Source organism: Vibrio sp. D54, from assembly GCF_021728075.1.
GTDB classification, from domain to species: Bacteria; Pseudomonadota; Gammaproteobacteria; order Enterobacterales; family Vibrionaceae; genus Vibrio; species Vibrio alginolyticus.
Genome location: NZ_JAKKCS010000015.1, coordinates 1 through 19,220 on the forward strand (window position 1 = coordinate 1; position 19,220 = coordinate 19,220).

The 19,220-nt window shown below is 42.0% G+C and carries 24 protein-coding genes; 12 read left to right on the top strand and 12 right to left on the bottom strand.

Annotated features, from left to right (window positions below):
- The first annotated feature begins 217 nt into the window (after positions 1-217).
- Entirely contained in the window at positions 218-1,132 is a 915-nt protein-coding gene (locus L3V37_RS17575; RefSeq protein ID WP_213892759.1) for a hypothetical protein, read from the top strand.
- Positions 1,133-1,296: 164 nt separating this feature from the next.
- Positions 1,297-2,223 carry a hypothetical protein gene (locus L3V37_RS17585; protein ID WP_213892761.1) on the top strand — a complete coding sequence of 309 codons (927 nt, stop codon included), beginning with the start codon at positions 1,297-1,299 and terminating at the stop codon, positions 2,221-2,223.
- Between the two features lie 127 nt (positions 2,224-2,350).
- Here L3V37_RS17585 and L3V37_RS24235 read toward each other — a convergent pair whose 3' ends face one another.
- Positions 2,351-2,842 carry a transposase gene (locus tag L3V37_RS24235; RefSeq protein WP_346014765.1) on the bottom strand — a complete coding sequence of 164 codons (492 nt, stop codon included), beginning with the start codon at positions 2,840-2,842 and terminating at the stop codon, positions 2,351-2,353.
- Positions 2,724-3,542, bottom strand: coding sequence for an IS4 family transposase (locus L3V37_RS17595; protein WP_346014764.1), 819 nt, complete (start codon positions 3,540-3,542; stop codon positions 2,724-2,726). The genes L3V37_RS24235 and L3V37_RS17595 overlap by 119 nt, the downstream gene beginning before the upstream one ends.
- A 156-nt stretch (positions 3,543-3,698) precedes the next feature.
- Here L3V37_RS17595 and L3V37_RS17600 point away from each other — a divergent pair, with 156 nt between their 5' ends.
- From L3V37_RS17600 to L3V37_RS17610, 3 genes are all read left to right on the top strand, one after another.
- Positions 3,699-4,094, top strand: a complete 396-nt coding sequence (locus L3V37_RS17600; protein ID WP_017634120.1) for a DUF3465 domain-containing protein — start codon at positions 3,699-3,701, stop codon at positions 4,092-4,094.
- Positions 4,095-4,286: 192 nt separating this feature from the next.
- Positions 4,287-4,541, top strand: coding sequence for a type II toxin-antitoxin system Phd/YefM family antitoxin (locus L3V37_RS17605; protein ID WP_017634119.1), 255 nt, complete (start codon positions 4,287-4,289; stop codon positions 4,539-4,541).
- Complete coding sequence (locus L3V37_RS17610) at positions 4,534-4,803, top strand: Txe/YoeB family addiction module toxin (RefSeq protein ID WP_005464459.1); 270 nt, start codon at positions 4,534-4,536, stop codon at positions 4,801-4,803. Before L3V37_RS17605 ends, L3V37_RS17610 begins: the two co-directional genes overlap by 8 nt.
- 158 nt (positions 4,804-4,961) lie before the next feature.
- On the opposite strand, the gene L3V37_RS17615 is transcribed toward L3V37_RS17610, so the two are convergent.
- The gene (locus L3V37_RS17615; RefSeq protein WP_193837865.1) at positions 4,962-5,231 is read right to left on the bottom strand and encodes a type II toxin-antitoxin system RelE/ParE family toxin; all 270 of its coding nucleotides are present in this window, start codon (positions 5,229-5,231) and stop codon (positions 4,962-4,964) included.
- Positions 5,232-5,235: 4 nt separating this feature from the next.
- On the bottom strand, positions 5,236-5,520 hold the full coding sequence (locus L3V37_RS17620; protein WP_136976191.1) for a type II toxin-antitoxin system RelB/DinJ family antitoxin: 285 nt from the start codon (positions 5,518-5,520) through the stop codon (positions 5,236-5,238).
- Between the two features lie 245 nt (positions 5,521-5,765).
- On the opposite strand from L3V37_RS17620, the gene L3V37_RS17630 reads away from it, so the two are divergent.
- The 5 genes from L3V37_RS17630 (at position 5,766) to L3V37_RS17655 (ending at position 8,056) form a co-directional block, all read left to right on the top strand.
- The gene (locus L3V37_RS17630) at positions 5,766-6,023 is read left to right on the top strand and encodes a type II toxin-antitoxin system Phd/YefM family antitoxin (RefSeq protein ID WP_017634117.1); all 258 of its coding nucleotides are present in this window, start codon (positions 5,766-5,768) and stop codon (positions 6,021-6,023) included.
- Entirely contained in the window at positions 6,011-6,313 is a 303-nt protein-coding gene (locus L3V37_RS17635; RefSeq protein ID WP_182033403.1) for a type II toxin-antitoxin system RelE/ParE family toxin, read from the top strand. The genes L3V37_RS17630 and L3V37_RS17635 overlap by 13 nt, the downstream gene beginning before the upstream one ends.
- A 219-nt stretch (positions 6,314-6,532) precedes the next feature.
- On the top strand, positions 6,533-6,967 hold the full coding sequence (locus L3V37_RS17645) for a hypothetical protein (protein ID WP_017634115.1): 435 nt from the start codon (positions 6,533-6,535) through the stop codon (positions 6,965-6,967).
- A 114-nt stretch (positions 6,968-7,081) separates the two neighbouring features.
- The gene (locus L3V37_RS17650) at positions 7,082-7,534 is read left to right on the top strand and encodes a GIY-YIG nuclease family protein (protein WP_054579183.1); all 453 of its coding nucleotides are present in this window, start codon (positions 7,082-7,084) and stop codon (positions 7,532-7,534) included.
- A gap of 225 nt (positions 7,535-7,759) precedes the next feature.
- The gene (locus tag L3V37_RS17655) at positions 7,760-8,056 is read left to right on the top strand and encodes a YkgJ family cysteine cluster protein (RefSeq protein ID WP_031812801.1); all 297 of its coding nucleotides are present in this window, start codon (positions 7,760-7,762) and stop codon (positions 8,054-8,056) included.
- Positions 8,057-8,517: 461 nt separating this feature from the next.
- Here L3V37_RS17655 and L3V37_RS17660 read toward each other — a convergent pair whose 3' ends face one another.
- Entirely contained in the window at positions 8,518-10,080 is a 1,563-nt protein-coding gene (locus L3V37_RS17660) for a sensor domain-containing diguanylate cyclase (protein ID WP_025998574.1), read from the bottom strand.
- A gap of 410 nt (positions 10,081-10,490) precedes the next feature.
- Between L3V37_RS17660 and L3V37_RS17665 the strand changes: the two genes are divergently transcribed.
- Complete coding sequence (locus tag L3V37_RS17665; protein WP_017634111.1) at positions 10,491-11,990, top strand: bifunctional diguanylate cyclase/phosphodiesterase; 1,500 nt, start codon at positions 10,491-10,493, stop codon at positions 11,988-11,990.
- Between the two features lie 80 nt (positions 11,991-12,070).
- Here L3V37_RS17665 and L3V37_RS17670 read toward each other — a convergent pair whose 3' ends face one another.
- From L3V37_RS17670 to L3V37_RS17695, 6 genes are all read right to left on the bottom strand, one after another.
- Positions 12,071-12,583, bottom strand: a complete 513-nt coding sequence (locus tag L3V37_RS17670; protein WP_017634110.1) for a hypothetical protein — start codon at positions 12,581-12,583, stop codon at positions 12,071-12,073.
- On the bottom strand, positions 12,580-13,731 hold the full coding sequence (locus tag L3V37_RS17675; protein WP_171343413.1) for a phage tail protein: 1,152 nt from the start codon (positions 13,729-13,731) through the stop codon (positions 12,580-12,582). Before L3V37_RS17675 ends, L3V37_RS17670 begins: the two co-directional genes overlap by 4 nt.
- A 3-nt stretch (positions 13,732-13,734) precedes the next feature.
- The gene (locus tag L3V37_RS17680) at positions 13,735-14,058 is read right to left on the bottom strand and encodes a baseplate protein (protein ID WP_171343412.1); all 324 of its coding nucleotides are present in this window, start codon (positions 14,056-14,058) and stop codon (positions 13,735-13,737) included.
- A complete protein-coding gene (locus L3V37_RS17685; RefSeq protein ID WP_171343411.1) occupies positions 14,051-14,683 on the bottom strand; it encodes a hypothetical protein in 633 nt (210 codons plus the stop codon). The genes L3V37_RS17680 and L3V37_RS17685 overlap by 8 nt, the downstream gene beginning before the upstream one ends.
- A gap of 552 nt (positions 14,684-15,235) precedes the next feature.
- Entirely contained in the window at positions 15,236-15,769 is a 534-nt protein-coding gene (locus tag L3V37_RS17690) for a PadR family transcriptional regulator (RefSeq protein WP_017634104.1), read from the bottom strand.
- A gap of 231 nt (positions 15,770-16,000) precedes the next feature.
- Positions 16,001-16,198, bottom strand: a complete 198-nt coding sequence (locus tag L3V37_RS17695) for a hypothetical protein (RefSeq protein WP_237306688.1) — start codon at positions 16,196-16,198, stop codon at positions 16,001-16,003.
- A gap of 540 nt (positions 16,199-16,738) precedes the next feature.
- On the opposite strand from L3V37_RS17695, the gene L3V37_RS17700 reads away from it, so the two are divergent.
- Positions 16,739-17,107, top strand: coding sequence for a hypothetical protein (locus L3V37_RS17700; RefSeq protein ID WP_213867177.1), 369 nt, complete (start codon positions 16,739-16,741; stop codon positions 17,105-17,107).
- 540 nt (positions 17,108-17,647) lie between these two features.
- Here L3V37_RS17700 and L3V37_RS17705 read toward each other — a convergent pair.
- Positions 17,648-19,213 (bottom strand): hypothetical protein, encoded by a 1,566-nt coding sequence (locus tag L3V37_RS17705; protein ID WP_213867178.1) that lies wholly within the window; start codon positions 19,211-19,213, stop codon positions 17,648-17,650.
- Between the last annotated feature and the right edge of the window lie 7 nt (positions 19,214-19,220).

The following is a 19,220-nucleotide window of genomic DNA, read 5'->3' on the forward strand; positions in this document are numbered from 1 at the left end:
AGCCTAACAAACTGTTCAAGAGGGATTCACAACGCGTGGCATTTTCACTATGCGTTGGTTTAAGTGATTAAGGCGGTATGTGGCGGCTTCAGTATTGCGTTGCTCACCCCTTAACTGCGCGTTATACGTAATCGCAAGTCTCAATAATTGTTATTTTTAATTCAACAAGTTGCTTATTGGTGGTAAGTTCTAATAACTTTAGTTTATGAGTGATGTTGTGATGGGCAACTATAGTATTACTTATGCGATTTATAACCCTAAATGGACTTACGGGATAGACGAAAGGCTCTTAAAAATAGGAGCTTCTGAAGTTACACCTGAAGAATACGAACAATACATGCATGGTTCCATCTTTTGCCCCAAGTGTTTTACTCCTTTATCTAGAAACCCTTCGAAAAAGAACGTGTCTAAAAATGCTAAAACAGCACACTTCCGACACCTCCCAAGCTTTAAGCACATTCCATGCGCGTATCACACTACTCAGCAAGATGGCTTTAACTATGTCAATGACGAACTGACAAGTGAGACAGAGGAAGATGGTCAGTTCAAACGCGTTAAAGAATGGGCAAAACTACCTCCTGAAGAGTATATGAAAGGTGATAAAAAAATCACTTATAATGGCATTAATCACGACCCTGAAGGTGAAATAACCGAAGAGGCGATCCCTCGCCACAATGGAAATAAGGTAAAGGTAGGTTCAAACATAGAAACAGTGCAATATATTTGCTGGAACTTAGATTCTTTGTTGAATGTCGGTTTCTCTTTGCCAGGCAAACAAGTTACCTTGCCGTTAAAGGACTTGCTGTACAATACGCAAATGTTGCGCAGAGATATCAGCGAGGAGCCGCAGCTCTTTTACGGTAAAATGAAAGGTTTTCACTACCAAACCTTTAGTAATCGCACAAAAATACAATGTCATGGTAGCAAGTTCATGTACATCTATACAAAAAATGAACTTGATGAACGTCGAAGTTTTGGTGCTGATAGTATAGGGCGTTACGTTATGTTTTTCGGTTCAGTTAAATGGGACGAAAGCAAAAAACCATATGTAATGTTAGATGAATGGGGTTCCTATGCTGTTGTACCTAGAAAGTTAGAGCCTTATCTAGAGAAAGTAACAAGCCACGTATAAAGATTACGTATAACAAACTGTTTAAGAGTGATTCGCAACGCGTGGCATTTTTACTATGCGTTGCGGTCAGTGGTTAAGGTGGTATGCGGTGGCATCGGCATTGCGTTGCTCACACCTTAACAGGGCGTTATATGCTTTGGCATCAATATTAGGAATCGAGATGAATGTATTGGCTTAGATTTTTACCATATTTGAGTTTGGGTGTAGCGACTGTTCTGTGCTTTCTTGGTGCTGAGTTTGTGAAAAGTGAAGATTTCAGCTCTGTCCTAACTTCAGTGGCATCCAACGGCGTATTTTTCTTTGTAGCTTATCTTTTTTATGACGTTATTCGTCAGCAGGTGCTCAGAAAAGAGCAGGGTTATATTCATGAGCATATAAAGCGTCAATTGGCAGGGTGCATTTTTAACTACCTGTATTTCATTAAAAAAGTCATATATGGGTACAACCTTGACACAAATACTCTCGATAATATCTTAGGGATAGTAAAACTTGAGCAACGTGAATTAAAAAATCATGTAGCAAATCAAAGCTACTTGGGATTTCAGATATTCAAGCTAACAAATGAAGTACGCAATTTGTTTGATGAAATTAGTGGTGATGCTGTGTTTCTCAAGTTCTCATCGCATTTGGATTCAGTAAATCTGCTAAAAATATCCAATAATTTGCAATCATTGGAGCGTATTTATCGTGAGCCTAGTAATTTTACGTTGTGCGCTGAAAAGGGCATCGAGTTTAAGGTTGTCGATGGTAGAACACTTAACCCTGAAAATGATGACAAGTTACTACTCATAAAAACGACTGCACATGAATCTCGCTTTGTTGTTTACGATAGCGGGTACTTTGAACAGTCAGATCGTGAACTTCTATTAAATCGTTACGTTTTAAAAAACAAAGCTGCTGACGAAATTTCTAACTTAATGGAAGCAACTTTAACTCTTATGAAGCCTTGGTTACCCAATATTGGTTCTGTCCATAGTACTGAAAGAAAGTTTCGTATTATCAAAGGTTTCTTTAGCGAGAAAACGAATGTGGCAAATAATAGTAGTAACCTGTATGTTGCTGATATCATTGAAGCTAAAAAACGCATATAACAAACTGTTTAAGAGTGACTCGCAACGCGTGGCATTTTTACTATGTGTTGCGTTTTGTGTTTAAGGTGTTGTGCGGGCGCTTCAGTATTGCGTTGCTCACACCTTAACAGGGCGCTGGCGGATCCCCTCATAATTCTCCCAACCCACAGGTATGCGTTAGGCGCTGATATTCCACCATTGCCCAGTGATATTGGGACTCTTGTATTCGGTACCTCCGATGACAACGTACTTCCTTACCAAGCCTAGGAATTGAGAGCACCCGACGATGCTTGATGGTGTTGGCTTGGAAGTCGTAATGCCAATTGGCCTGCATGGCGATTAAGCCATTCCACCACATGATGATTTCGGCCATCAATGCCATAAGCAATAAGATATCAATGCGTTTGGTGCAACGTGTTCGATTATGACGGAGCGCCAACCCGTAGGCTGGGCTTTTTAGATCTCGGAATGACTCTTCAATTTGCATTCTTTTGGCGTACAAACGGGTTACTCTAATGCTGTTAAGTACATGATTGGGGATGTTCGTGACCAGAAGCCAAGGCTCCTTTGTGGAACACTTTTCCTGCCGAGTGTTTTTGGCACGTTCGGCTGTGTCGATGGGCTTTTCTGCCTTTGGGATGACTCTTGTATAAGTAAGCAAAGCACTTAAGCGGTGAGCGTTTAGCCAGTTGGCTTTCCCCTAAAAACTGCGGCTTATCTGTTGCTTGAGGGTAAAACGCTTTATTCCATTGCCAAGAGTGTTCACCACATTTAATCGAGACTTCGCCACGTACACGTCCAAGCCAGAACCAACCTTTGTTGGCGACTTGCCGAAACCAAGTATTTCTAAAGCCTGCGTCGGAGACAATGATAGATGTGCAACCTTCTGGGAGCAAAGACTGAAGCTTATCGAGAAAGTGCTGATGGCTCTTCGGTGAGTTATAGTTTTTGTACTCAAATGCCTGCTCATAAAGCGTGACGGCGCGTCCTTTAACAGATACCGAAGCGCGTAATGTTATATAGCGCAGTTGCTCTCGAACATCAGACCAATCAACCAGGACCACGGGAAAAGGATTAGCACGGGTAATAAAGGAGGCATGCCATTTATATATGGACTCTTTTTCACGGTGTAGATTGCGATTACCAAGTAGTCGGTCGATACGCTTGATGGCATGTTTCACGGTGGTATCAGTGTCGAGAGCTCTTCCAATTTTAGTGAGTGTTAGATCAGAGCCATCCAGAACCGTTTTGGTTGCAAGTATCAGAGATCTAAGTCGTTTTTTGTGAATTTCAGGGCATTGATTCTCAATCGTTTGCTGTAGAATTTGAATGTCGCGCATCGTTAGGGCTCCCTATTAAATCCATTTAATCAGGTGTGTTTTTGGCGAAATTCATTAGATCAGAATGAGCGATGTGCGTCTACTCATTGTTTTATATAGAAATTATGAGGGGATTCGTAAGAACAGGGCGTTATGTGAATTGGAGAAATTGACTATATGAAGAAGTTTATCGCTATATTTATAGCTCTCTTTTGTCTAGCCTCGATTGGTGCTCAAGCTAATGATCATCAGTTAAAAACAGCATATGATAATCATCAAAGTGATGTTCAAGTTCAAGGCTCAGGCACAGTAAGTCGCTTGCTACGTGATGACAACGAAGGAAGTAGGCATCAAAAGTTTATTTTAAAGTTGGACAGTAAACAGACCTTACTTGTTGCTCACAATATTGATTTAGCTCCTAGAATTCCAAACCTAAAAGTGGGCGATCGAGTTCAGTTTTACGGTGAATATGAATGGAATAAAAAAGGTGGTGTTATGCACTGGACACACCATGACCCAAACAATAGACACCCGCACGGTTGGTTAAAGCACAAAGGTAAGACGTACGAGTAAAAATTCACATAACAAAGCATTCAAGAGTGATTCGCAACGCTTGCCAGTTTCGCTTCGCTCAAGTATAGCCAAGCGCCGCTCACACCTTAATGCGGCGTTAGTTTCCTTATCAATATCGCATGTTCAATTTACTGTACAAGTAGAGTGGTGAAGACTATACTTGTTCCATAAAACGTACATGTGGAGGTTCTTATGAGAATCGTATCTTTTACTGAAGCTAGAAATAGTCTTAAAGCTGTTTTAGACGGTGTAGTTAATGATGCTGATACAACAGTTATTACACGCCGTGATTCTGAAGATGCAGTGGTTATGTCTTTAGACTACTACAATAGCCTTATGGAGACAGTTCACTTACTACGCTCTCCTCAAAACGCTGAACACCTAAATCGTTCGATTGCACAGTACCGTGCCGGTAAAACAACAGCACAAGAGTTAATTGATGAGTAGTAGTCAACGTTTACTGTCGTGGACTGATGACGCTTGGGATGACTACCTGTATTGGCAAACTCAAGACAAGAAAACACTCAAGCGCATCAATAAACTCATCAATGATGTTAAACGCTCTCCATTTGAGGGCATCGGCAAACCAGAGCCGTTAAAAGAGAACTTATCTGGTTTTTGGTCTCGCCGTATTGATGACACTAATAGGCTTGTTTACGCAGTCGATGATCAAGCGATAACGATAATTTCGTGTCGTTACCACTACTAAATCAGGTTTAGCGATCTGGCATCTAACAAACATTTAAGAGTGATTCGGCACGCGTGGCATTTTTGCTATGCGTTGGTTTTGTGATTAAGGTGGTTTCTTTGGCATCGGTATTGCGTTGCTCAAACCTTAACAGGGTGTTAGTTCCTCAGAGGAAGCAATCAATCCATAGGAAATTTTTGTTTCTGGTGGAGTACGCGCATGATTCGGATAATGTCGCCTTCGATCCAATAGGAGACGATCATCGAAATCTCAGGAATTATAAGTAATCGTCCACGAACACCGTCTCGCTGTACACCCATAAGAGACTGCTCTAGCAAGTTTTCTACCTTTGCTTCAATGGGGTTGTCAGTTTTTTCTGCCGCATCAGGGTTAAAGTCATAGATAAACTCAAAGATCTTTTCACGATCATTAAGTGACTCTCTTCCCATAAAATCACTGCTTACCTCGATTACGAATTCTGGCTTTGCGTTCTTCCATTCGAGATTGAGCATTTTGGTGCTCAACAAAAACGGATTTTCCTGAGTCAAACTTCTCAAATGCTAGGTTTACTTGTTCAGTTAGCCACGCATCGTGAGATAATGTTTTTCTTTGTTGTTCAGCGAGTTGCTCAGTAAGTTCACGGCAAGCATCACTTAGTGTGCGACCTTGGCTCTCAGCCATTTGTTGAGCTAGGCGTTTTGTTTCTTCATCAACACGAAATTGAATTCTAGTGTCCATGATGTATTCCTTTTTGGTGTGTGTACAAATGTTAGCGCTAGCCTTTACGATGGGCAACTAACTGTTCAAGAGGGATTCGCAACGCGTGGCATTTTCACTATGCGTTGAGTTTAGTGATTAAGGTGGCTTGCGGAAGCTTCGGTATTACGTTGCTCACTACTTAACGCGGCGTTAGCCGTCATGGAGCTTGCTATACTAAAAGTGATAGAATAGTATCACTTTAGTATTCCTTTGGAGCCGCTCTCATGAAAGTAGAACTAGTTACATCACTTAAACGTCAAGCAACTAAAATCCTCGCCGATCTCCACGACACCAAAGAACCAGTGTTAATTACTGAACATGGTAAGCCATCGGCATATCTGGTTGATGTTGATGATTACGAGTTTATGCAAAATCGCTTGGCGATTCTGGAGGGGATTGCACGAGGTGAACGTGCATTAGCTGACGGTAAAGTGGTGAGTCACGATGACGCCAAGGACAAAATGTCAAAATGGCTGAAATAATCTGGACTGAGCCAGCGTTATCTGACCTCAATGATATCGCTGAATATATCGCACTTGAAAATATCGTAGCTGCAAAACAATTGGTTCAAGCGATCTTTTCTAAAGTCGAGCGCTTAGAGGCTTTCCCTGAATCGGGTCGCATTCCGCCTGAACTAGCACATCTAAGTTATCGTGAAGTTGTAGTTAATCCATGCCGTATTTTCTATAAACAAGACGGCGATAAAGTATTTATTCTGTTTGTTATACGTGCTGAGAGAGACTTACGTAAGTTCCTATTGAGCAAGCAATAACCTTTGGGAATGAGCGGCTAACTGCTCAAGAGGGATTCGCAACGCATGGCATTTTAACTATGCGTTTGTTTCAGTGGTTAAGGTGGTATGGGAAGCTTAGGTATTGCGTGCCTCACACCTTAACAAGGCGTTATGTGTTTTGGCGAAAGTCTCAAACTTTAGATGAGCATGTCTGTTAATCTTGGTGTCGGCAACAATAAACTATCAAGGACTGATTTAATGTTTAATTGGACAAATCCTAAGCAAATCGATCTCACTCAACCATATCTGTATTTCATTAAGATCTCTGCTGAACAAAAGGAGTTTCGTTATATTGGTAAAGCTTCGAATAAAGCGAGACTGAATGAGTACAAATCTAACGTGGTAAAGATTCTCGAAGGAAAGTCTCGACGACCGGTGTTAAAAAGAGATGGCTCTCTTCAATCACAAGGTAACTTGAAATACCGATACGTTCACCTTGTGTTAGCTAATGCTCAAAAAAGGGGCTGGGATATAGAGCATTACCCAATTGAAAATGTAGCTAAGCAAGACCTAAATTCCCGAGAGTTAACACTTATAGATGAGTTTGAGTGCAATATGAATGATGGCTCAACTTGGTTAATTGAACAATTTTCTGAACTATCAGAGCAATTGCTACAAACAGTACGCACATAACAACTATTTAAGAGAAATTCGCAACGCGTGGCGTTGCAATTAGTGTTTAAGGTGGTGTACGTGCACCTCATCATCTCAACAGGGCGTTAGCAGAATAGGATAGAAACGACAGTAATGGAATACTTGGATAGATTAATTAGAACCTGTGAAACAGCTAAAGCAGCCAAACCTAAATCTGATTTTAGGGTTTCTAGCTTTAATGAAATTCCAGACCTTGATAAAGGGATTTATATCATCAAAGAGGTTGGCGGATGCGCAGATAGTACGTTTGAATCATTCGTAGATTTTAAGCGGAAAAAGCTTAAAGCATGTAGCAAAGTAAATACCCCATCACATGTTCTATATGTCGGTTCCTCAACTACTGGTTTACGAAAAAGGTTAAGACAACATCTGATTTATTGTCCTGACAAAACGTACTCATTACACATGTATAAATGGTTCGATGGTAATTATGAGGTTCGAATTCTTGAATATGATGTTCCAATAGAGATCCTTCAGCTCATTGAAGATGCAATATCATATGATTTGAAGCCTGCTTTTGGTAAGCAAGGTGGAAACAATAAATAGGATCGCTTTGATAAATCTGCTAACAAACTGTTCGAGATGGCTTCGTAACGCTTGGCGCTTTCACCCCAAGCCAGTTTAGTGTTTATGGCACAATTGTTTAACTAAGGTATTAGCGTCGTTGATACCTTAACAGGGCATTATGATCCACAAGATAGCGAACATCAGAAGTAAGTAGTTTGTACTAAATTACGGTATTATGTGTAATTAACCAAAATGTAGCTACTTATGAACATACCCACCTTTTCTACACCGACTTATCCCTCAAAAATATCTTGCTCTAACTGTAAAGCATGCTGTTGCCGACTGGAGGTAATGATCATTTCTGATACGGGAGTCCCAGAACAGTATATAAAACGTGATCAGTATGGTAGTGAGTCAATGCTGCGTCTAAGTGATGGTTGGTGTGCTGCTTTAGATAGAGACAGTTTAATGTGCAAAATTTATGAAAATCGTCCTTGGATATGTCGCGAGTTTGAAATGGCTTCAGATGAATGTTTGGATGAGCGAGATAAGTTCATATAAATCATATTGCTAAGGTTTGTTTTGTTCGTAAAATCAATCGCTCAAGAATGATTCGGCTCACGCGGCAATTTCATTATGCGTTTGATGTTTATAATTAAGGTGCTGCAATATTACGTTACTTACTCTTAAAATTGGGTTCGAGCTCAATCCAGTAAAATAAAGCTTTAGAAGCAGATAGCATTTCTTACTACTCGCAACTTGAGGAACGAGAAATGAGCTAACCTGTAAAAGATTATGTTTTTTACATCGAGACTACTTACATGCTGGATTACGAGATAGACGAAGCTTGGTAACAAGTTTCGCTTGCTTGACTTGACAAAAAAATTCTTATGAGACAGCTCAACCTAATACACTTGAATTTTAAGAGTAAAGGTATCTTGAAGTTGTGAACTTTATATGTTCGCTAAGTCTGAATTAAGTTACAACGAACCTAAAGTAAATGACACATTAAATTGATCGAGTCAGTTGACCTTATGCACCTCAGTTCTATTTCTACCGTTATGTTTTGCCTGGTAAAGCGCATCATCAGCACCTTTAAGAATAGCGTTGATCGGTTCTCTTTCTGCAAACCATTGAGACATGCCGATAGAAATAGTCACGTGACCTACAACATCAAACTCGTTTGAATCAATGGCTTTTCGGATTCTCTCAGCAACGTATTCAGCTTGACGTATGTCAGTTTTAACTAAAAAGACCATAAACTCCTCTCCGCCAGAGCGGCAGACAATATCCATCTCTCTCGCCTGAGCCTTGATAATATTTGCCACACTGACAAGTAAGGCATCACCGGCATCATGGCCAAAGGTATCATTGACTTTTTTGAAATAGTCAACATCCAGAGCGAGTACAGAAAATGGAGTGTTTTGTATACGCAAGTTATCAATGGCTTTATCTAAACCTCGACGGTTTAACAGCCCAGTCATTGAATCCGTTAAAGTATCGATATGCAGTTGGTCAATGGTGTTGGATACAATGTTGAATGCGCTGAGAAATGAACACTTTAGATGTGAAGCTTCAAAATACCAAGGTTTAACTTCATTTAAGTCTCGTATAGCAGAAGTACGGTTTTCAAAGCTTTTGACTACATTAGCTAGCTGCCACAACGGTTTTGAGATAAAAGCCGCAGATATCCAAATAACTAAAAGCGTGATGGCTCCAATTGGAAAAGTTTCTACAAGCACATCCCACATTTGGTCGTTAAGTACAGAAAAAGTTAAGCCTTCTGATTTCTGTGCAACTATCCCCCAACCTGAAGCATTAACTGGTGCGTACCCAGTAAGCATATCAATACCCTTGGAGTTAATGATGGCTTTACCACCTTTATTTCCCTGAATAACATCATTTATCGCGTCATTATTAACAATGACTTCTCCCACTCTTTGCCGATCAGGGTGATAGATCAATGTCTGATTCTTATCCACAACGTAGAGGTATGACCCATCTCTATAGCTATGTTGCCCAAGTATGCTCATTAACATGTTCTTCTTATCGAGATAAATAGAGCCACTGACATATCCTAAATACTCTTTTTGTTCGGAGAAAATAGGGTGGGAAATACTTATCAGATAATTACCTGCAGGAGATACGAAGGGATCAGTCACGATTGGAGACTTAGCTTTCAATGATTGTAGCGAACTTTCACTTGTTAATTGGACACCTTTCACTTGTATTGCTTCAGGTGAAACGGCAACAATAATTCCCTTCGCATTGACGATGACTACAGAGTTAAAGGCATTGGTTTGGAGCCTCAACCGATCCACTTCTTGTTGCAACTCATCTGTATCTCGCACCTTGCTTCTAAGCATAAGTGCGCTGTACTCCAATTGTGATAGTGCTGATTCAATGAAAGTGTCCGTCATTCTGGCCATTTTTTCAGCATAAACACGATTGGATTCAATGGTGTTAGTGACAGTTAGTTCACGTTGAACATGATATATGGAGTAAAAAGCGTTTAGAAGGGTGACCATCATACTAAAGATGCTTAAAAATAGTATCAGTTGTCTTAAATTTAACTTATCTCTCAGCCGCTTTGATTCACCCAGGTATTCCATAAATTAAGTCATCCATTGGTCTATTAAAAGTGATTCTACTCGTAACTGTAAATCGATTAAATCCAGTTTGAACAGATTTGACAGTTCAGCCATGTTTGATATGCAACTTCCTTATTATCTTATATATTTCTTGAAACTCATATAAGCAACATAGATGGTAAACATACAGCAACTAAGCTCTAGACCTGAACAATATTAGGATGGGGGCAATTAGAGGTTCTTGTTACGACGAAACGTCAACTTAATCCGTAAAAGCATGTGTTTAATATGTTGTTTTGAAAATCTAATTGATATATTGCTAGCTTGATATGCAATGTGGTGATAGTTTACTTATTTAAGTATGCTCTTAACCTTGGGCAGTACACGTGTATTTTGTGGTTTATATGAAAAAAAACTTTCTCAGCTCCGCTAAGCTCGTTTTGTCCTACTTTGCATTCGCGTCAATGTGGGTATTGTTCTCAGACAAAGCGGTAGAGCTCCTATCTAACAATCAACAAGTATACACCTCGGTTCAGTCACTAAAAGGAATGCTATTTGTTGTGATCACCTCTTTCTTGCTATGGGGGCTGATAAAAAAGAACAACAGGTATATTGAACGAGCCAATGACATTGACTATGTAACCGGTTTACATAGCCCCTACGTCTTTTTTCGCTATTTGGAACAAAAGTTTCGTAATACAAAAAAGGATGAACATTATGTTTTATTTCTTCTCGATATAGACAATTTTAAGCCCGTTTCCGACCGAATCGGTTTTGTAAAGAGTAATCTGTTTCTAAAAGATATCGCACAATCGATTAACTCTTCTACCGTTTCTCCACTTTTCTCTTCAAGGGTGCATTCTGATGGATTTGCTTGTTTGATTCGTATGGAAAGCGAAAGTCAAGTTGATATGCACTTAGCACTTATTCAAAGGCAGTTTAAGCAGAACTCAAAACGTCATGGTATTGATTTGACATGCTCCATCGGTGTTGCGCTTTATCCATTTGATGGGGAAAGTGTAAAGCAGCTCATGTCGTCAGCTAAATATGCACTTGCTCAAGCAAAGATCACGAAAAACACTATCCGCTACCACGACAAAGAGCTCGCTAAACATGAGCTCCAGAGACAACAGATGACTTCAGACTTACGTAACGCAATACGAGAAGGCCAAATACAGATTGTATTTCAACCAAAGTATTGCCTTAAAGATAAGAGAGTCGCTGGAGTTGAAGTGCTCTCTCGATGGAAACACCCCGAATATGGAGATATATCTCCTGCAGTATTTATCACACTGGCAGAAGAGAACAATCTCTGCAGTGCTCTAACAGAACTAGTCCTCAAGCAAGCATCAAAGCAACTTAGAGAAACGCAGCTTCTAGGACGAGCCATTCAAGAGGTATCAGTGAACCTTTCTGCTACTGAGCTAAATAGCATTGAAGATATGCATCGTATCGAAAATTACTTAAAAAAAGACCTTGATTTTGCACAATACCTCTGCTTAGAAATAACAGAGACAGCAACGTTAAACGATGTTGAACAATGCGCAAGTTTAGTCAAGGAACTCAAGAAATCTGGTGTGAGGTTCTCTATTGATGACTTCGGTGTTGGCTATACCTCATTTGCAATATTCAATAAGTTGGATGTCGATGAAATAAAAATAGATCGAAGCTTCATTAAAAACATCGCTATTGATTATCGCTCAAGAGCGATCACTTCCGGCATAGTCAACATCGCAAAGGGATTTGGTATTCAAGTCGTTGCTGAAGGGGTAGAGACCCTTGAACAGTTGTGTGTTCTAGAAGAGTTAGATTGTGAGCTAGTTCAAGGGTTCTATTTAAGTCGTCCAATCCCCATTGCTTTATTGGATAGAAAATTAAATAACATCGCAAATGTTATGTATTAAGATGTTGTATTCCCCTCTCTGCTCTTTCGCAGGGAGCACCCTAGCCATTAAAGATGGTGCTGCATTATGTGGTGAATTTTCTACTTAAGTAATTTGTTAAAATCACGCATTGGTATGCAGATATAAATCACGCCCACATTCGCTGTGCCATAGCCAACGGCTTTATGTACGTACCACCACACGGTTCGTAATCCCTCGGCGTTTTCTTCATCCCATTCCAGTACACTACCAACAGGAACATGGTGCGAAGCAATACGCAGCATTAGCGGCTCTAAGGACTCGCCAAGGTTTTCGTCGCCATCGTCCATCATGAAAAAGTTCTCTTGCTCATCTGGACAAGCTAATAAAGCCACCAGCTCTGGCTCACGATAAGTAAGCGTGTCTTGGTTGGTTTCTAGCTCTAGCACTGACTCGCTTTGGTAATTATCATCCGTTGGTTCCAGTTCTGGCTCAATAGGACGATACAGGGACGCTTCAAAGTGATCAGGTGATAGTTTGATGGCCTTAATCCAATCATCCCTTAAAACACGGTTAAAGGGCACATGGCCTTGGTATCGAGCCTTTCTTACTACAGGTTTAACTGCGTCACTCATTTGATGATTCTCTCTAATCTGCTTGGTGTTACGTTCATCATTTTTGCGAAGTTGGTCAGAGCTTCACTCTTAGTCTTTCCTTGCAGCTTGTAGCCGTCATGGAAGTTCTGGAAGCCGACCTTAATCATATCGATATAACCTTTCTTCTCGTTGGACTCCTTACGCAGTTTGCGCGCTTGGCGCTTGATGGTTTCGCTTTCCCGTTTCTGTTTGGCGATCTGTTTTTCCACTGCTTTCTGAGCGCGTAGATACTTCGCGTGTTCGCGCGTAGCGGCGGCCTTATCCACCACCGTTTTACGGTTACGTGCGGCAGCTTTCTTCTCGTTCTCGTTGAGCAAGTACGTTTTGTTATCTGAGCCAAAACCAACACGGCGCGCTTGCTGTTTCATTTGGTTGGCCAAGATGCGTTGCCATGCCAGCGATTGCAGCATGGTTGCCGCCTTGAGAACGTGTTTACATGCCACACCGGACAATTCAGGGTTTCGGATTTTCGGGAATGCAAACTCTTTAGGCGGTGCTATACAGTAGTTACCCATAGTGGCCAAGTATCGATACCAATACTGGTGACGTCCGCAGTCGCAATCAAAGGAAATACGGCCAGCACACGCCAGTTGCACCGCTTGGTTGTAATCCCCATTAGGCGATTCGTGTAGTAGTTCATCCCACTGCTCAAAACGCACCTTTACTCGGTGTTCTTCATGCCTAGACACGCTTGAGGCTCGGACACGAATAAGCGCGACATTGTTCTTAATACCGATCAACGTGGCCTTGTGAATGCCCGTACCGTCATCGACACGGTTGTTAGCACGGTCTACGTCCATTTGACGCGAGTTCTTCACCAAAAAGGCATAGGTAATACCCGCTGTCTTGCTGTCATAGACCTCTTTGTGTCGCTGGCGAGCCTTGTCGAACTTGATTAGGTCTTCTTTGGTAAACCGTTGCCCTTTAGCCTTTTCGCCTAGCGCCTTTAATGCTGTATTAGTTGGCTTGGCTAGCGTTGAGGCGGTCAGTGTTCGCTTAGCATTGCGGCGGTTCCTCTTTTGCGCCTGTTCAATTTTGTTGAATAGCTGGTTGAACTGCTTTTCATTGAGGCCAAGGCTGGCAAATGAGCCGTTATCCCGTTTTTCCGCTACAAACTTCTTCGGCATAGGTTACAGCCCCATTTCGTCCATGAATTGACGCATAGAGCGGCGTACCCACGCTGCTGGTGGCAGCTTGATAGTTTGGCCAACGGGTAGCGGATTCATTGGGTCATCTACGTCACAAACCAGACTCACTAGCCAATCAAGCTCAACCGTGCCATAGGCACGATAAGAGGCCAGATCGGCACGGTAGGTTTCATCAAGTCGAATGGTGTACTCAAACAGCTCGGTATTGCCCGAACGGTTGACGTATTCCATGACTTTCGCAAAGAAATGCGCCCGTAGAATGTCGTCCTCGATGTTCTCTGTTGAGAGGCGGGATAACTTACTCATTAGCACCTCCCATTCGATAATTACCGTCTGCGATTAGCCCCGTTTTGGCCTTGAATAATCCCATTGCGCGCGAGGCCATTTCTGGCTCTTTCTTAGGCTTGCGTAACAAGCCAAACAAGCTCTTAAGTGTTACCGTGTCGCCAATACTATCTTGTGTAGCTGCATAGACCACAAACATGAGCGCGTAGGTATCAGGACGTAGTTCTGACCAGTCAATGTTGTACGTGGGTTTACCATCCGTTCCCCGCACTTCTTCTACGATGGACGGCGACACTTCGAAGCGACCACCAGCGTTAGGAGGGTAGGTGATAGCATTTAGGGATGTGAGATAGTTATAGGCTTCCATTGCCGACACAATGATCGGTCTGCCTTTTGCGTCCAGTTCGAACAAGCGAACGGTGCGCCCATACTTCGAAAAGTAGGGAGTAACCTCGTCCACCAGCACAATAAAACCGTTTTTTTTGAGCTTTTCTAACTTCTCGGGCAAAGTCAGCTTAAGACTCATCAATGAACGCTCTAATTGCTGGCATTCGATGATATGGAGTTGACCATCATTCACACCAGCAAGCATAAGCCGTGGCTGGCCAGATGATAGAGTAAGTACAGCTATGCGCATTCGTGCCATGTTGTGACCTCTAAGTGCGCTTTTTAAGATGAGGAGTCTTGGTAATTTTAACACCATCAACCAAGCTTTTTAGCCCTATTAATAGTATTTATATTAATTAATGCTCGGAATATTGTGGTGATAATAACACAAGGGTAATACATACGCATGCGACGTTCCATTGATTGTTTTTGCTTCTCTCGTTGTCTTTGAAGTTTCTCTGCTATTGTCAAAGCCATTAAAAACACCTACTATTTGCTTGCTCTTGTTTCACATTTGCTGGTGGAACATGAAAAGGCTGGTAACTCGAATTTGCTGATTCGAACTGTTTGCTAAGGCCAGCCGCAAAAAAACCGCGTTTATTCGCGGTTTTTTTGTACCTATCAAAAGTAACTCTCAATCAAAACCCGATGGCATGGCATGGCTTGCCTTCATCGTTACGCATCCGTTACCCCAAGCTGACGATCTTCATGAGCTTACCCTCGTAGTCCCAAGGCTGATTTCGAGTTAAACACTCTTTGGCTCGTTTAAGCGCTGGCGAGTCAACTAAAAGATAAACGGCTTTGCGAGGTTTCACGCAGCATTCTCCGTAGCAATGTTTGAGGAAGTGATCATAGATAGTGAACGTTCGGCAAACTTAAGCTCTGCTTTGCGCACATCAATGTCGCGTTCTACATGCAGTGTGAAGTTGTCACAGAACACACCTTTCTCTTTCTGGTGCGCGTTCAACTTCTCTTTGAGTTGAGTGATTTCTTGATTGAGTTTTTCAATGTACGACTTGAAGTAAGTCTCGCTGCCGATTTCCAGCATCACTGATGCCGGACTACGAATGATAGACAGGATATCGCATGTAGATTCGTTGCGTAAAAGGTTCAGAACACGTTCGCCGCCTTGAGTTATGCTGTATTTTTTGCGATCTGGTTTACCGTCTTGCGCTTCAATTTCGTGAGACACTAACCCCTTTTCCGTCATGCGACCGAGTTCGCGGTACACTTGCTGGTGGCTGGCTTGCCATGCGCCTGATTCAGGCATTGTTCGGTTTGTTAGGTCATAGCCTGTTTGTGTTCTCTGCTCAAGAATTGCTAGAAGTAGATTACCCAAATTCATAGTTAGTTACCTTTTGTTATTGATGCCAAATTTCACCCGTATCCTCGTCAATAAATCCATGACATAAATACTCTCTACTTGTTGAGTAATGCGTAAGTCTTCCCTTTAACGCCTTTTTGTTGCGGTTATGCCAATGCTCGTATCCGGCAGTAAACGCATATTTGTTGTTGTAGTCTGCATAATGCAGATCTGAGCCATTGCGAGCCTCATTAACTCCCGCCGACCAACTTGCTAGAAAATCATCACGCTCATTGAGTTTGACGGCTTGGCGCTCATCATCATGCCCCCTAATAACGTGATAATTCCTAGCCCTTGCATGCGGTCAATGATGGTAGTCTCGAAAAATCCAATGTAGATTTCATCGTGCGGGATAAGCTCTACTTGTTGTGCCATTTCGTAGACCGTTCCATCTAGTGGTAGCGCTTCCATTAGCTCTATGATTAGGCTCTATTGGTTTTTGGAACTGCCATTGGTCAGTGCCTTGTCTAGTTGTCTAACCACATCTGCACACATGGAAAAGCGAGGCATTTCATTTCGTATCGCTTTTTCGTCTGCGTCCTCAATAAAGGCTTTCTCCTCATCTACACTCCCTAACACCTAACTCACACACACGTTCGCTACCGCGACAGCGGCGCGGTTAATGGCCATCGACACCGTTGCTCCGTGGTTAGACAGGACAATAGTGCCTTTGCTGGCATTGAACGTTTTTACGGTCATTTTCTACAAAGAATTAAGTGTGTTCGGAATGGGTTGGTGAGACTACCATATCAAAAATAATATATGCAATAACTAATTTAGCCCTTAATATCAAAAAAATATACATTGATATAAATTTTCATGTTCGGAATAAAAAGGATTACCATAATCCTGGGGTGGGATTAGATTACGCTCAATCGGAGCCGTTTAAGAAATGAATTTAATTCATAAATTTTTCGGTAAAACCCATTAATTAACCCTGGTATAGTGCTAATGCAGAGAGGCACATACGCCCACCAGATAAAGCGATTTTTCACTGACATCAAGCTACGTGTTGGTCATATTTGTGAGATGAAAGCGACAGCAAGTAGCAGTGTTAAGTTTTGGGGTTCACTCTGTGCTTATTTTGATGAGATTACTTACAAAGCCAAAGAAAGCTACACAGATATTGATTCCCAATATCAATTTTTAACTTATCTAGCTGATACGGTTTACTTGATCGAGAAAGAGGGCATTGATTGTGATGTCACCAATCAGTCATTGGTTTTGGATGATGATCAAACGCAAGCAACTCGCGACCAACAGCTACGCAATATCAGCCACCTTTTGAAGATGACAAAGCAGTATGCAGAACAGTTTTAACGATGCTGACGATCTACCCATTGGACGAATTTATTAAGGCAAATTTCCGAATTAATTCGTAGTTTGCCAGGATACACGACGTTGTCTTAAAGATGAACGCCAACGGTGATAGAAATATCAAAAGGAGATCAAGTTAAATAAATATGACTTTGTTTGAGCTTATCACCCCTAGAGATTTACGCACTTTCTACGCCCTCAATCTCCAAGTGGCTATGGAGTGGCCTGTTCGCTATCAAGCAGTTATGGCGCGATTTAAGTGGATGAAAGCAAAGCACCTTGTTTAGATGTTATTTCACAAAGCTAGATACGAAGAACGATTGTAAATCACTTTTGGACAAAATAAGCTACAGCTTTCGCTAAATTAGCATTTAACTGATAACCTGAGGCATTTCAAATGCCTCAGGTTAACTGGCCAAACTCCCAGTAGCATAGATCAAACAACTCTCGGGCTGTATCCAAAATCAGAACAAGCTGTTGACGCAAGCATGCTTCGAAGCCAAATCTAGTAATAGTGTTCATAGAGTTGAACCCAATTCGCACTTAGGCTCCGAGAAGCAGCCGCTTACAATCTTCTTCAATGGCTTTATCAATCGCATCATTATCTTGAGCATCAAACAGGACTATCTGAAGCTCTTTTAAGGCCAAATGCCCAAATCGGATCCAAGCTACCAGGTTGGTCCTCAAAAAGAACTCCACAATTAAGCCGCCTGAGCGCAATGCGGCATCTGCTGCGTCAATGGTACAAAGTGTTCCATGGCTTACCAACAACATGCGGCGAAGTTCAGGGGTTGAGCCCTTTGGTATACACTCCTTCCAAGGCTTATTATGCAACACATGTTGATTGACAGCCCAGCTTAACCGAGTGAGTAACTCGGAGATAAGCACTGGTATAGCCATTGCAGCACCGTGTCTAAGATCGTATCCCTGCTCAAACACCTTGCTAAACACAATTGCTAGGGTTTGCTTGTTGATAACCTCTTTGCCTTTCTTAACGTTGCCTGTTTTCACTTCAAAAGCACCGAAGTTCATTAACTGCGTGAGGTTGTAGAAAGGCACCGGCACACCCGAGCCTCGCCCATAGTCAGCTTGCTTACGATCTATACCAGAAGAGCCAGAAACGTCTGACATGATGTGCCCAAACCAATTAGCAACACCGGCGAATATCTTTGCAACAAAGTTATGCCCTACCAGCTCAAACTCTTCCGTTTCGATAGTGATTATCTGGCCTTCACTAACAAATGAGGAGGTATTCGTGAACTGATTCAGAATTGAAAAAAACAGCCCGACAATATCGGGGCTATGACTGAGGCTTTTTAGATGATGGTTCTTAGTGGACAGGTTCTTAACCTTGCCACCAGTGCCGTTTCTCTCTCCATTGGTAGTTGCTTGATCGTAGTTAACTTTAAACTTGCGCTCTAAGAATCCTATTGCACTACTCGTTCTGTTGGCATCACCTCTTGGCCCCTGCCAACCAAGCATTGAAGCAAACTTCTCAACTGCACCCTCAGCAACGTTATCGGCAACTTTGGTAAGTGGGCCTGTAGTGGGAGTACCAACGAATAACACATCGACTAAACCCGCAATAGCCCCGCAAGTCCCCGCTATCATGTAGTCCATGGAATCGCATTGCGCAGGCTTTGAGAAAAACGAGTCTCGAAACTCGCGTTGCGCCTCTGCTAACTGCTGCTGAGACATCACACATCGCAACCCTTGATAGTCTACCTGTATCAGGTTTCTCTCTATATAGGCATCGAGTTGCCTCATATATTCTTCTTCAGAAGTACAACTATCAACTTCAACAAAATCTAGGGTTTGCAGTGTCCCAATGCTCGCTGTCAACTCCACTTCTATCCCAACAAGAAATGCATCCATATCAACATGGTTGGTATCAAGCCCCTCGCTTGGTTCTGTGCCACACCAACTTAAGAGCTCGTCCGCGTTATCAATCAATCCACTCAGCAAATCATCACCCTCACAGAGCAAGTCATCAACCAGTTCCAACGATGAGCGCATATCAACAAGATGCGCTTGAGCGTTAGATAACTGATGGTTTGCTGCAGTTAGCGTCTTTATGTTCTGCTCGAGAATATCCTTATCTTTCGGCACATTAGGC